Origin of the sequence: Streptomyces vinaceus, assembly GCF_008704935.1 — a bacterium.
Taxonomy (GTDB): Bacteria; Actinomycetota; Actinomycetes; order Streptomycetales; family Streptomycetaceae; genus Streptomyces; species Streptomyces vinaceus.
Genome location: NZ_CP023692.1, coordinates 7,323,793 through 7,336,667, shown reverse-complemented (window position 1 = coordinate 7,336,667; position 12,875 = coordinate 7,323,793). Strand labels below are relative to the sequence as shown.

The following is a 12,875-nucleotide window of genomic DNA, read 5'->3' as shown; positions in this document are numbered from 1 at the left end:
GAGCCTATTCCCGCGTACGGTGCCCGGCCGGCAGCGAAACGTACCCTGCCTGCCCTGCCGTCAGCGGGCGGGGGCTTGCGTTCGAGTGCGCTCCAGGTCATATGGTCCGCCCGTATGACCATGCGATACAGATTCCTGGGCGGAACCGGGCTCGAAGTGAGCGTGCAGTGCCTGGGCACGATGATGTTCGGGGCGGTCGGCAACCCCGACCACGAGGACTGCGTACGGATCATCCACGCGGCCTTGGACGCCGGCATCAACTTCGTGGACACCGCGGACATGTACTCGGCCGGGGAGTCGGAGACCATCGTCGGGAAGGCGCTCCGCGGAAAGCGCCGGGACGACGTGGTGCTCGCCACCAAGGGCCATTTCCCGATGGGCGAGGGGCGCAATCGCGGGGGCAACTCACGGCGGTGGCTGACACGTGCGGTGGAGGACAGTCTCACCCGGCTGGGCACCGATGTGATCGACCTCTACCAGGTCCACCGGCCGGACCCGCGGACCGACATCGAGGAGACCCTCGGCGTTCTGGGCGACCTGGTGCGGGCAGGAAAGATCCGGGCCTTCGGCTGCTCCACGTTCCCGGCCGAGGAGATCACCGAGGCGCACCACGTGTCAGAACGGCGCGGCCTGCCCCGGTTCCGGACCGAGCAGCCGCCGTACTCGATCCTGGCGCGCGGAGTGGAGAAGGACGTGCTGGCGGTCGCCCGGCGTTACGACATGGGCGTGTTGACCTGGAGCCCCCTTGCCTCGGGCTTCCTCAGCGGGAAGTACCGGGCTGGCCAGGAGGTCGACCTCAGCCGCGGCAGGGCGGCGCTGACGCCCGCGCGGTTCGATCCCGCGATCCCGGGGAACGCCGCCAAGCTGGCCGCCGCCGGAGAACTGATCGAGGTGGCATCGGAGTTCGGCTGTACGCTGCCGGAACTGGCGGTGGCCTTCCCGCTGGTGCACCCGGCGGTCACCTCGGTGATCATCGGGCCGCGGACCATGGAACAGCTGGAATCCCTGCTGAAGGGGGTGTCGGTGGTACCCGACGACGCGACCCTGGACCGGATCGACGCGATCGTGCCGCCGGGCACCAACCTGTACCACCCCGATGGCGTCTGGCAGCCCGTCGCGCTCACGGATCCCGCCTTGCGCCGCCGGCCCGTCGGAGACCGCTGAGCCCTGTCGTTCCCCGGAGGCGCTGTGCGGCCGCCTGCGCGTGACACCCGGTAGCCGTCCGTGCACCCGTGCGGAGGCTCCGGGCCCGGGCTCGCCGGGGCGGGCCCGGTACCAACGCGCGGACGGGGTGTGGGGGGACGATGGACGGGTGCGAAACCTTCCAGGGCGTGACCAGGGGGCGGCCGAGCCGCCCGAGCCCGCAGGACCCGCCGAGGGCGCCGACGGGGCCGGACAGCGGGCGCTCGGCGAGGCACTGATCCGGGCCTGCGCGGCCGCGGGGGCGTCCATCGGCATGATCTACCTGCCCGACCCCACCCGCCGCGTCCTGCATCTGGCGATGACCTTCGGGCTGGCCCGTGAGTTCGCGCTGCCCTGGTCCCGGGTCGTGGTGGACGATCCCATCCCGGTGGCCGACGCGGTCCGCGACGGGCGGTTCGTCTGGCTCGGCGGCCAGGAGGAGACGGCCCGGCGCTACCCGCGCCTCGGCCTCGTCCTCCCGTACGACTTCGCCCTCGCCGCGGCCCCGCTCGTCCCCGACCCGGTGCCCGAGCCGGCGGAGCCCACCGGGGCCGGTCTCGTCCTCCTGTGGCCCGGCTCCCACCCGCCCCACCTGACCGAGCGGGAACGCGACGCCGTGGACGCGGCTTGTCGCCGTCTCGCGAACCACCTGCGCCAGGCCGCCGCCGCCGGACACCCCGTCCGTCCGCCGGCGCAGCCGGTCATGCTGCGACCGCCTCCCCCTCCCACGCCCGGGCCGGCCGAAGCGGCCGCCGCCATGGCCTTCATCCGGCGCCTGCCCGGAGGCAACTGCTCACTCGATCTGAACGGCACGATCACCTTCATCACCACGGAGGCGGCCGAGCTCCTGCGCGCACCCGTCTCCCGCCTCATCGGAGCCCTGCCCTGGGAAGCGCTTCCCTGGATGGACACACCCGTCATCGAGGACCACTACCGGGCCGCGGCGATCAGCCGGCTGCCGCGCAGCTTCACCGCCGCGCCCCCGATCGGCCGCAACCTGCGCTTCGACCTCTACCCGGACGACACCGGGATCAGCGTCCGCATCACCCCGGCCGCAGCCGACGAGCCCGTACCGCCACCCGCCCCACGGACCGCCGCCCCCGCGGAACCCGCACCCAGCCGGGCCACCGCCCTCTACCAGCTCATGCACCTGGCGGCCGCCCTCACGGAGGCCGTCCACGCCCGCGACGTCGTCGACCAGGCGGCCGACCTGCTCGTCCCCGCGCTCGGCGCCCAGGCCCTGGCCCTACTGGTGGCCGAGGAACAACGCCTGCGCATCGTCGGCTTCCGCGGCTACACGGCCGAGCTGATGGCCCGCTACGACGGCATCCCGCTCGGCATCCACACGGCCAGCACCCATGGACTGCGCACGGGCGATCCGCTGTTCTTCGCGGACACGGGCGAGCTCGCGGCCGCCTTCCCGGCCGTCGTGATCGGGGACGGCATGGCGGCGTGGGCCTTCCTGCCCCTCATCGCTTCCGGCCGGCCCATCGGTACCCTCATCCTGGCCTACGCGCGCCCCCACCCGTTCGTGCCCGGCGAACGGGCGATCCTGACCTCCCTCGCCGGACTCATCGCCCAGGCCCTGGACCGCGCCCGCCTCTACGACACCACCCACCAGCTCGCCCACAGCCTGCAGACCGGCGTGCTGCCACGCGCGCTGCCGGACGTCCCGCACCTCGAAGTCGCCGCCCGATACCTGCCGGCGGCGCACGGCTTCGACATCGGCGGCGACTTCTACGACCTCATCCGGATCGACGACACCACCGTCGCGGCGGCCGTCGGCGACGTCCAGGGGCACAACGTGAACGCGGCCGCCCTCATGGGGCAGGTCCGCACGGCCGTCCACGCCTCCGCGGGCGAGCGCCCGGCGGAGGTCCTCGCCCGTACCAACCGGCTCCTGACCGACCTCGACCCCGGACTCTTCACCAGCTGCGTGTACGCCCACATCGACCTCGCGACCCGCACCGCCCACCTGGCCACGGCCGGCCACCCGCCTCCGCTGCTGCGCCACGCCGGTGGCCCGGCGAAGATGCTCCACCTGCCGCCCGGGCTGCTCCTCGGCATCGACCCGGACGCCTCGTACACGTCCGTCGAGGTCCCGTTCGAGCCGGGCAGCCTGCTCACGTTGTTCACCGACGGGCTGGTGGAGGTCCGCGGCGAGGACCTTGAGGACGGCATCGAGGCCGTCGCGGCCCGCATCACCGCAACCGCCGAACACCACCCGGTGGGCAGGCTGGCGGACGACCTCATCAGCCGGGGCCGCGGCGGAGCTCCCCGTACCGACGACATCGCCCTGCTCCTGCTGCGCTTCGCCCAGGAGGAGCAGCCCATGTGACCGGGTCCGGGGTCGTTCCGGTGCCGCGCGGGCGCACGCTCCAGCAGTCCGGAGCGGACCCACGGAGCCCGTTCTCCAAGATCGATTGTCAGTGGTGGATGGGAGGATTGAAGTATCAAGTCGGGAAACAGGGGGAACCGCCATGTCCGGAAAGCAGAACTACATCAATCACGTCGCTCTCGTGCTGGACGCCAGCTCGTCCATGTCGCACCTGAGTGGCAAGGTGGTCGAAGTCGCCGATCAGCAGATCGCCTATCTGGCCCGCCGGTCACAGGAACTGGACCAGGAAACCCGTGTCACGGTGTACGTCTTCGCGGACAAGGTGGAGTGCGTCGTCTACGACAAGGACGTGCTGCGCATGCCCTCCCTGAAGCAGCTGTACCGGGCCGGGGGAATGACGGCCCTGCTGGCTGCCACGCTGAAGTCGCAGCGGGAGCTGGCACAGACGGCCCAGCTCTACGGGGACCACAGCTTCCTCACTTTCGTACTGACCGACGGCCAGGAGAACGCGAGTCACCGCTGCCCGGACGCCCCTTCCCGCAGCGCTCGTGACCTGGTGCAGGCCGTGGCCACCATGATCGAAACGCAGCAGGACAACTGGACCCTGGCCGTCCTCGTACCGGACCAGATGGGCAAGCGCGAGGCCATGCAGTGCGGTTTCCCGAAGGACAACATCGCCATTTGGGACGCCACGAGCACAAAGGGCCTGGAAGAAGCCGGCAAGGTGATCCTGAAGGCCACCGAAACCTTCATGGTGGGCCGTAGCAAGGGCATCCGGGGATCGAAGGCGGTGTTCTCCACGGGTGCCGAGGTGGTCAACAAGGAGACCATTGCCGCTGCGGGCCTCACTCCGGTCGATCCGTCGCAGTACGAGCTGGTTCCCGTGGCTCGCGATGCTGCGATCCGGGAATGGGTCATCGAATGCGGACAGGATTACCGGACCGGTTGTGCGTTCTACGAGCTGAGCAAGTCGGAAAAGATTCAGGCGCGGAAGCAGATCGCGGTACTGGAGAAGAAGACGGACCAGGTGTACACGGGACCGGAGGCCCGGGCCCTGCTCGGCCTGCCGAATACGGAAGTCCGGGTCAAGCCGGACCACAACGACGACTTCACCATCTTCGTGCAGAGCACCAGCGTGAATCGGAAGCTGGTTCCGAACACGCGCCTGCTGGTCATGGTCTGACCCGTCCGACCACGGATCACCGGTACGTCCGCTTCAGCGGGCGCTTCAGCGGGGCATCGCTTCGGCCGCGGCGATGGCGGAGAGCGGCGAGCCCGGATCGCGCTCGACCTCCAGGTCACCGAGGGTGACGATGCCGACGAGTTCACCGTCGTCGGCCTGCACCGGCAGGCGCCGGAGCGCGTGCCGTCGCATGAGATCGACGGCGTGATCCACGCGGTCGTCGGGCTTGACCGTGAGCGGATCGGTGCTGCAGATGGCCCGCACGGTCGTTTCGGCCGGGTCGCGGTCCTCGGCCAACGCCCGGACCACGATGTCCCTGTCCGTGAGGATGCCGCGAAGCCGGCCCCGGTCAACGACCAGGACGTCTCCGATACCGGCGTCCCGCATCACCCGTGCGGCCTCCGCCAGCGTCGTCAGCTGCTCGACCGTTACCGGGTTTCCCGTCATCACCTCGTGCACTCGGTGCACTCGTCGGGTCATCCATCCTCCCGATGCTGGAAGGGGGCCTTGCGCTACAGCGCCTACCCACCCCCGCCGGGGGTAAGCACGGGCTTCGACGTGCACACCTCGGGGGTTGGCCGCGCGCACGCCGGGTACGCGCTTGTCGGCGCCCCCTCGCGGATGCCTTCGCCGTTACCCGCAGTCCCGGCGTCATCACCCGCCCACACACTCCCGCCGGAGGCGGTCTCATGATCCACGTCACGATTCCGCTCATCCCGGGAGAGGACGGCGTACCGCTGATTCCCGCCGACCGGGTCACGGCGCTCCTGCGTGCCATCGCCGTCGACTGGATGAACGCCGGGGACGACGCCGATCCGGCAGTCGACCGCCAGACCGTGGACGGTCTGGCGGGAGTCCTCGATGAGCTCGCCGACAGCATCGATGTGGAATGCATCGCCTTCACCTCGACCCCGGAGGACCGGGCCCGCGGCGGCGAATGACACGAAGCGGCACCCGGTCCCGGGGAGGGCCCGGGTGCAGGAGAAGCGACCGTGGTCACCCCCCGGCTGTGCCGGGGACGCGGTCGGGCCGCACGCATTCGATGAGGTAGTCGCCGGTGTGGGGGTCGATGGTGACGCCGTGCGCCTCGCTGTGGAACCCGGGGAAGGCCCGGTCGAACGCCTCCAGTGCTCCGAGGTAGCGCAGGACCGGGCCGTCGGGGGCTCCGAGTGCTTCTCCGGGCATCAGGACGGGGATCCCGGGCGGGGTCACGGTGACCATGGCGGCCGCCACCCTCCCTGCCGCCCGGGCGAGGGGAAGACGTTCGGTACCACCGCGGATGAGCTGCTGGTAGCAGCTCCGCGGCGGGACGACCGGTTCGGGAAGGTCCCGGAAGGCGGTGTCCAGCGCATCGATCAGTTCGGCCCGGGTGAGGTGCTCGTGCATCTCCTGGCACAGTCCGCGCAAGGTCATGCCGCTGTAGCGCTGCGGATGGCGTTCGACCAGGTGGGGCAGCACCTGTCGCAGGGGGGTGTCGGCGTCGTGGAGGGCTTTGAAGTCCATCAGGGCGTCCATCAGGGTTCCCCACTTCCCCTTGGTGATGCCCATGGAGAACAGGACGAGGGTCGTGTAGGTGTCGGTCTTCTCCACCACGATGCCGCGGTGGGCGAGGTATGCCGTGAGGATCCGGGCCGGAATCCCCCACGAGTCCGCCTCCCCGCGCGCGTTGACGCCCGGGCAGGTCAGCGTCACCTTGATGGGGTCCAGCATGCACTGCCCCTTCACCAGGCCGGGGAAGCCGTGCCAGTCCGCGTCCGGTTCGAGCTCCCAGCAGCGCGGATCGCCGGCCAGCAGTGCGGGCGGAGCGTCGGCGAAGGGAACGGCGGTCCCGTGGACCGCGTCGATGACGGTGTCGGGCTGCCAGACTCCGAAGAACCAGGGCAGCCGGTCACCCGCGTCCGCGATGCGGCGCCCGGTCCGTACGACGGCCTGCCGGAAGCGGATCGCTTCTGTGACCGCCTCGTTGACCAGCCACTCCCCCTGTGGACCGTCCATCATCGCCGCGGCCACGTCCAGCGAGGCGATGACCGGGTACAGGGCCGAGGTGGTGCCGTGCATCATGAACGCCTCGTTGAACCGGTGGTGCTCGACCGGCGCCCGGGGCGAGGACTTCACGTGCACCATGGCGCTCTGTGACAAGGCGGCCAGCAGCTTGTGCGTGGACTGGGTGGCGAAGACGGTGGGGCGTTCGTCGCTCGCGAACGTGTCCGGGCCGACGGCCATGCCGTAACGGCCCGCGTAGAGGGGGTGGAAACGGGCGTAGGCGAACCAGGCCTCGTCGAAGTGGAGACGGGGCGCACTGGGTGCCAGAGCCCGTGCGGTGCGGACGGTGTCATAGCAGAGCCCGTCGTAGGTCGAGTTGGTGATCACCGCGTACTGGGCGTCGGGGGAGACGGCACCCGCGGTCAGCGGGTGCGCGGCGATCCTGGCCGCCACCGCGCCGGACGAGGTCTCACGGGCGGGCAGGGGGCCGGCGAGCCCGTATCCGTTGCGCGTCGGAATGAGGTAGACGGGGCGCGCACCCGAGATCACCAGCCCGTGCAGCACCGACTTGTGGCAGTTCCGGTCCACCAACGCGATCTCGTCGGCCGTGACGCAGTAGTGGCCGACCATACGGTCGGCGGTGGAGTCGCCGTGCAGCACGAAGTACGTCCGGTCGGCGCCGAAGACGCGGGCGGCGTTGCGCTCGGCGTCCCCGATGGGCCCGCTGTGCTCGAAGAGGGAACCCAGCTCCTCCACCGAGATCGACAGGTCGGTCCGGAAGAGCCGCTCGCCGTAGTAGTCGAAGAACGCGCGGCCGACGGGCGACTTCAAGAACGCCACCCCTCCCGAGTGTGCGGGGGTGTGCCATGAGTACTCGTGGGCGTCGTCGAACTGGCGCAGCGCTCTGAAGAACGGGGGCAGGACGGAAGCCCCGTAGGCGCGGGCCGCGTTGAAGACGCGACCTGCGATGAAGGACGGTGTGTCCTCCAGCGGCCAGATGTAGCCGACCGCGGTCTCGGCCACCCACAGGGGCAGCCGTTCGAGGCCGTGGTCGGATTCCTCGCTCATGACGACGAAGACGGGCAGGGCGGTGAACCGGCTGGTGATCTGCTGCAGGACCGTCCCTCCCCCGCCGCCCGCGTCGCCTCCCGTCTCCGACGGCAGGTCCCAGGCGATGACGGCGGCGGTCAGGCCCGCCTCCGTACGCAGGGCGGCGCGGGCTCCCTCGACCGTCCGCGCCCACCGCACGTGCAGCCCGCGGTTCTCCAGCTCTTTGCCGATCCGGCGCAGCTGCTCGCTGCTGACTCCCCCGCCCATGGGGTCCTCACGCAAGGCCAAAAGAACACTACCGTTCGACATGATGCTCCCCACCTGCGCGTTCCCAGCTGATGCGTCAAGTGTCGAATGCACCCGCCACGGATCGGGACGGAATACGGCCGCATCACCCGTTCGGGAACCCGGCGCCGTCCGCCGGCGGCAGAGGCGTGCCCGGCCGCGGATCATGCGCCTACGCTGGTGCTCGTCCGGGAGTCGGGGCGGCCGACCGGTCGTGGAACGGAGTACGCGGTGCCAGCGGGGGAAGCGGGGGAAGCGCGTGACGGTGACCTCATCGGAAAGGTGCTCGGGGGACGCTACCGTGTGATCTCGGTCGTGGGCCGCGGAGGCATGGGCGTGGTCGCGCGGGCCGTCGACGAGCTGCTCGCCCGCGAGGTCGCCGTCAAGGTCCTGCGGGCGTACACCGACTCCAGTGACCTCGAACTGGCCGCTCTGCGCTCCCGGATGAGGCGTGAGGCGCAGGCCGCTGCCCGAATCCGGCACACCGGCGTGGTCACCGTGCACGACGTCACGCATGAGCAGGGTCTGCCCGTCATCGTCATGGAACTCGTCGACGGGCCCTCGCTCGACGAAGTGCTGACGCAGCGTGGCGTGCTCGACCCGCACGAGGCCGCCGCGATCGGCGCCAAGCTGACGGACGCCCTCGACGCCGCCCACCGCGCGGGCGTTCTCCACCGGGACGTGAAGCCGGGCAACGTGCTGCTGGAGCGCGACGGCCGGGTCGTGCTCACGGACTTCGGCATCGCCGCCATCGAGACCTCCGACGACGAGGCGATGGCGAAGCTCACCCGCAGCGGTCAGCTGGTCGGCTCGCTCGACTACTTGCCGCCGGAGCGCGCACAGGGCAGGGAGCCCGGACCGCCCTCCGACATATGGTCGCTCGGGATGACCCTGTACGCGGCGGTGGAGGGCGTCTCGCCGTTCCGCCGTACCTCGGTGTGGTCCACGATGGCTGCGATCGTGGGCGAGCCACTGCCCGAGCCCCGGCGCGCCGGGCCGCTCACCCCGGTGCTGCGGGCGCTCATGGCGAAGGATCCGGAGCACCGGCCCACCGCCGACCGGGCCCGCGCGATGCTGGAGGAGGTGGCGGCCGGCGGCGCTGTCCCCGCGGCGGTGCCGGTAACGGCTCCCCCGCCCGTCACCGAGCAGCCCGGGTCCGGGCCCGCTCCCGGCTTCGGGCCCCCGCCTCGGGCCGCGTTCGACGCGGGCGCCGTGTCGTTTCCGCAGCCCTACGCCCCCACTCCGCAGTCCGGATTCCCGTCGCACGGCCTCGCGCAGGGCCCCCTGCCCGGTCATCACGTCACCGTGAACCGGACCGGCCCGGCGGATGTGGACCGGGCGCGGCGTCGCAGCCGTACCGCGCTGACCCTCGCGGTCGTCGCCGTACTCGCCGTACTCGCCGGCGGCGTCACGTACGCCGTGGCCTCGGGCGGCGGCGACGACCGAGCGCGAGCGGTGGCGTCCCCCTCCGGCTCCGCACCCATCGCGAAGGGCGCCACGGCCGCCCCGAGCCACCCCGTACCGACGGGCTGCGCCGGCTGGACCCACAGGGACCCGGCTGCGGGCACCTACGGCTACATCTCCGGCGACCACCACTTGCTGGCCGCGCCGTACCAACATTGCTCGCAGGGCGGTCTGGTGAAGGACGGCACCAAGCTCTGGTACCAGTGCTACATCGTCAACTCGTACGGCAACCAGTGGACGTTCGTGCGGGTGGACGGCACGAACGCCACCGGATGGCTGTACAACCGTGACCTCAAGGGCCAGAAGGGCTCGTCGCCCGCCTGTTAGACGTGCACGGGGGCGGCGTGACCACCGCGTACAGGCTGGGGCTGTCGTAGTTCTGCCTGGCCGAAGAGGAGGGCGTAGCCGCCGGGGAGCCGGCGAAGGATGCGGGCGAGCAGGTCCGGGCCGGCGAGGCGGGCGACGACGGCGAGTACCGTGCCGGTGTCCCACCGGGCGATGGCGGGCGTGATGCCCCTGCGGGTGGCCAGGTCTTTGACGAAGCCCCAGCCGGTGAGTTGCTCGGTGTCGGGGATCTGGGCGGTCAGGGTGAGGGCGGCTTCGACGGGCAGGGCCTGTGCCAGGTCGACGCGTTCGTCCGCGGTGATCTGCCGGCCGAGGGCGGCCAGGACGGTGCGGACCGCTTCCTCCGCACGTTCGCGGGTGGGGTAGGCGCCCTCGTACCGCACGCGTTCCAGCATCCGGTCGAACGTCATGGCGGGCCGGGCCGGGTTCGGTCGAGGCTGGTCGTACATGGTGCTGCGGTTGCCTTTCTCTTCAAGGGCCCGGGTTCCGGACGGCGGCGGGCGATCAGGCGGGCCGGCGACGCGGGAAGGGGGCGCAGCCGGACGCGGGTGCGGGGGAGCGCGGAGGACGGGGTGCCGGAGGGGTCGGGTTCCCCGTCCTCCGCCGCCGGTGCGGGCTCGGTCAGCCGGAGATCTGCTTGCGGCCGGACTCGCCGCCGATGGCGATCTTCCGCGGCTTGGCACGCTCGACGATCGGGATCCGCAGGGTCAGGACACCCGCGTCGTAGTCCGCCTCGATGTGCTCGGTGTCGAGGGTGTCGGCCAGCATGATCTGGCGGGAGAAGACGCCCAGGGGCCGCTCGGAGAGTTCCATCTGCACGCCGTCGGACTTCCCCGCGGGCCGGCGCTCGGCCTTCACCGTCAGCATGTTCCGCTCGACGTCGATCTCGATCGCCTCGGTGCTCACTCCGGGGAGGTCGAAGGCGATCACGTACGCGTCGCCCTCACGGTAGGCGTCCATCGGCATCACGGACGGCTTCGACCACGTGCCCGACGTGCCCGACAGCTGCTGGACGATGCGGTCCATCTCGCGGAACGGGTCGGTGCGCATCAGCATCGCGAAACACCTCCAGTTGGTTCAGGCAGGAACTGCCCATGCGCTTCAACGTGCCTCCGTTGTAACATGTCATCGAAACGATGACAAGCATGGCGTCGTCAGGAGGATGACAGCGTCAGGACACCCGCGAACAGCGCTCCCGATGAGCTGCGGGCGCCGAGGGGAGGCGGCGGTCGTCTTCTCGGAGCGGCGCGTCCGACGTCGTCGTACGGGCGTGCGCGCGTAGCCTGGCGGCAGCCGCTGCAACCCCGGTCCGGCAAGGAATGTGAGGGCATTCGTGGCCAAGACGCAGGACGACGGGCACGACGTGGCGGTCATCGGCGCGGGAGCCGCCGGCCTGGCATGCGCATCCGACCTCACCGCGGCCGGCCTGCGCGTGCGCCTCGTGGAGGCGCAGGACACGGTGGGCGGCCGCATCCGCACGGACCGGGTCGCGGGTTTCACCGCCGACCGCGGTTTCCAGGTGTTCAACACCTCCTACCCGCAGGTCAAACGCCGCCTCGACCTGCCCGCCCTCTTCCTGCGGCCCTTCACTCCGGGTGTGCTGGTCCACACCGACGACGGGACGCTGCGCCTCACGGATCCCACACGGCGTCCGCGCGACGGCATCGCCTTGTTCACGGGCGGCCGGGTCAAGCCACGCGATCTGCTGGCCTTCGGTCTCCTGTCGGCACGCGCGATGCTCGCGCCCGCATCCCGTGTCCGGGCCCGGCCCGACGTCACCACCCGCACCGCCCTGGCCGACGCGGGCTTCTCCGAGGACTTCGTCGAGACGTTCTTCCGGCCCTTCCTGGCAGGGGTGTTCCTGGAGGACTCGCTGGAGACCTCGGCCCGCTTCTTCCACCTGGTGTGGCGCAGCATGCTGCGCGGCACGCTCTGTCTGCCGCGTGACGGCATCGGCGCCGTACCGGCACAACTCGCCGCCGGGCTGCCCCCGGAGGTGCTGCGCACCTCGTCGCCCGTGTCGGAGCTGACGCCGACCGGCGTGCTCCTCGGCGGCGAGGAACTACGGGCGCGGGCCGTCGTCGTCGCCACCGGAGCCGGCGCCGCGGCGCGCCTCCTGCCCGGCCTCGCACCGCCTGCGGGCCGCACCGTCACGACGCTGTACCACGCTGTCGAACGCTCGCCCCTGCCCGAGCCCACCCTGCTGGTCGACGCCCGCCTCAGGTTCTTGAACACGTGCGTCCTCACCGAGGTACAGCCCGGCTACTCCGGGGACGGCAGGGCCCTCGTGTCGACCTCCGTGCTCGGCACGCCCGGCCCGGTGGAGGAGGCCGCCGTGCTCGCCGCCCTCGCCGAGGCGTACGGCACGGACACCGGCACCTGGGAACCGGTGCACCGCGTGACGGTACGAGGCGCCCTGCCCGCCATGCCCCCGCCGTTGCCGTTGACCCGCACCACCCGCTTCGCGAGGGGCCGCTACGTCTGCGGCGACCATCGGGCGACGGGCTCGCTACAGGGGGCACTGGCCTCGGGGGCCAGGGCAGCCCGCGAGGTGATCGCCGACCTGGGAACCACGGGTACGCCCTGACCGCGATCACCCGCGTCGGCGAGAATCACCGGCCCCGCAGGAGGAACACCTCGTCGGTGTAGCACCAGGCCCAGGCTTCGTCGCGGGCCAGGGAAAGGACCACGGGATGGCCCGTCCGCGCATGGTGGTCGTAGGCGTGCCGGCCCCGGGAGCTGTCGCAGCATCCGACGTGCCCGCACGTGGAGCACCACCTCAGCCGGGTCCAGGTCCAGCCGCGGGTGCGGCATTGCCCGCACACCTGAAGCGGCGTCCCCGGATCCGCGGGCAGATCCTTCGCGTGGGCGCACGTGCGTCCCTCCGGGCGGCCTCCGTCGACTGCCACCACCCAAGCCGGGAGCGGCTGGTTCTGCCCGTGGGGTTCGCTGCCGGTGCGCGCCATCCGGGTTCCTTCCGGCCAGGGGCGGTGCCACGTCCAGTCTAGGGCGCGACCGGCTGGAACAGGCCTTCAGGACTCCCCC

Annotated in this window: 11 protein-coding genes; 6 read left to right on the top strand and 5 right to left on the bottom strand. The window is 71.3% G+C overall.

Annotated features, from left to right (window positions below; translation table 11 throughout):
- Positions 1-120: 120 nt before the first annotated feature.
- From CP980_RS33120 to CP980_RS33110, 3 genes are all read left to right on the top strand, one after another.
- Positions 121-1,164: an aldo/keto reductase gene (locus CP980_RS33120; protein WP_150530451.1), complete on the top strand. Its 1,044-nt coding sequence runs from the start codon at positions 121-123 to the stop codon at positions 1,162-1,164.
- Between the two features lie 148 nt (positions 1,165-1,312).
- Positions 1,313-3,520, top strand: a complete 2,208-nt coding sequence (locus tag CP980_RS33115) for a PP2C family protein-serine/threonine phosphatase (protein ID WP_229907352.1) — start codon at positions 1,313-1,315, stop codon at positions 3,518-3,520.
- Positions 3,521-3,662: 142 nt separating this feature from the next.
- On the top strand, positions 3,663-4,703 hold the full coding sequence (locus CP980_RS33110) for a vWA domain-containing protein (protein WP_150529864.1): 1,041 nt from the start codon (positions 3,663-3,665) through the stop codon (positions 4,701-4,703).
- A gap of 45 nt (positions 4,704-4,748) precedes the next feature.
- Here the strand turns inward: CP980_RS33110 and CP980_RS33105 are convergent, their stop codons facing one another.
- Entirely contained in the window at positions 4,749-5,183 is a 435-nt protein-coding gene (locus tag CP980_RS33105; protein WP_132761082.1) for a CBS domain-containing protein, read from the bottom strand.
- A 209-nt stretch (positions 5,184-5,392) separates the two neighbouring features.
- Here CP980_RS33105 and CP980_RS33100 point away from each other — a divergent pair, with 209 nt between their 5' ends.
- Complete coding sequence (locus tag CP980_RS33100) at positions 5,393-5,644, top strand: DUF6213 family protein (protein ID WP_132761081.1); 252 nt, start codon at positions 5,393-5,395, stop codon at positions 5,642-5,644.
- A 55-nt stretch (positions 5,645-5,699) separates the two neighbouring features.
- Here CP980_RS33100 and CP980_RS33095 read toward each other — a convergent pair whose 3' ends face one another.
- Positions 5,700-8,045: an Orn/Lys/Arg family decarboxylase gene (locus CP980_RS33095; protein ID WP_150529863.1), complete on the bottom strand. Its 2,346-nt coding sequence runs from the start codon at positions 8,043-8,045 to the stop codon at positions 5,700-5,702.
- A gap of 306 nt (positions 8,046-8,351) precedes the next feature.
- Between CP980_RS33095 and CP980_RS33090 the strand changes: the two genes are divergently transcribed.
- The gene (locus CP980_RS33090; protein ID WP_229907375.1) at positions 8,352-9,812 is read left to right on the top strand and encodes a serine/threonine-protein kinase; all 1,461 of its coding nucleotides are present in this window, start codon (positions 8,352-8,354) and stop codon (positions 9,810-9,812) included.
- On the opposite strand, the gene CP980_RS33085 is transcribed toward CP980_RS33090, so the two are convergent.
- On the bottom strand, positions 9,809-10,279 hold the full coding sequence (locus tag CP980_RS33085; RefSeq protein ID WP_132761078.1) for a DUF2267 domain-containing protein: 471 nt from the start codon (positions 10,277-10,279) through the stop codon (positions 9,809-9,811). The genes CP980_RS33090 and CP980_RS33085 overlap by 4 nt on opposite strands.
- A 172-nt stretch (positions 10,280-10,451) precedes the next feature.
- Positions 10,452-10,886: an Hsp20/alpha crystallin family protein gene (locus tag CP980_RS33080; RefSeq protein ID WP_150529861.1), complete on the bottom strand. Its 435-nt coding sequence runs from the start codon at positions 10,884-10,886 to the stop codon at positions 10,452-10,454.
- 277 nt (positions 10,887-11,163) lie between these two features.
- Between CP980_RS33080 and CP980_RS33075 the strand changes: the two genes are divergently transcribed.
- Positions 11,164-12,417, top strand: coding sequence for an FAD-dependent oxidoreductase (locus tag CP980_RS33075; RefSeq protein WP_150529860.1), 1,254 nt, complete (start codon positions 11,164-11,166; stop codon positions 12,415-12,417).
- Between the two features lie 25 nt (positions 12,418-12,442).
- Here the strand turns inward: CP980_RS33075 and CP980_RS33070 are convergent, their stop codons facing one another.
- Entirely contained in the window at positions 12,443-12,796 is a 354-nt protein-coding gene (locus CP980_RS33070) for a UBP-type zinc finger domain-containing protein (RefSeq protein WP_150529859.1), read from the bottom strand.
- Between the last annotated feature and the right edge of the window lie 79 nt (positions 12,797-12,875).

What these genes read in the sequence shown, in the direction of transcription:
- CP980_RS33120 (WP_150530451.1), top strand. Translation starts at nt 121, where the DNA reads ATGCGATACAGATTCCTGGGCGGAACCGGGCTCGAAGTGAGCGTGCAG.
- CP980_RS33110 (WP_150529864.1), top strand. Translation starts at nt 3,663, where the DNA reads ATGTCCGGAAAGCAGAACTACATCAATCACGTCGCTCTCGTGCTGGAC.
- CP980_RS33105 (WP_132761082.1), bottom strand. Translation starts at nt 5,183, where the DNA reads ATGACCCGACGAGTGCACCGAGTGCACGAGGTGATGACGGGAAACCCG.
- CP980_RS33100 (WP_132761081.1), top strand. Translation starts at nt 5,393, where the DNA reads ATGATCCACGTCACGATTCCGCTCATCCCGGGAGAGGACGGCGTACCG.
- CP980_RS33095 (WP_150529863.1), bottom strand. Translation starts at nt 8,045, where the DNA reads ATGTCGAACGGTAGTGTTCTTTTGGCCTTGCGTGAGGACCCCATGGGC.
- CP980_RS33090 (WP_229907375.1), top strand. Translation starts at nt 8,352, where the DNA reads ATGGGCGTGGTCGCGCGGGCCGTCGACGAGCTGCTCGCCCGCGAGGTC.
- CP980_RS33085 (WP_132761078.1), bottom strand. Translation starts at nt 10,279, where the DNA reads ATGTACGACCAGCCTCGACCGAACCCGGCCCGGCCCGCCATGACGTTC.
- CP980_RS33080 (WP_150529861.1), bottom strand. Translation starts at nt 10,886, where the DNA reads ATGCTGATGCGCACCGACCCGTTCCGCGAGATGGACCGCATCGTCCAG.
- CP980_RS33070 (WP_150529859.1), bottom strand. Translation starts at nt 12,796, where the DNA reads ATGGCGCGCACCGGCAGCGAACCCCACGGGCAGAACCAGCCGCTCCCG.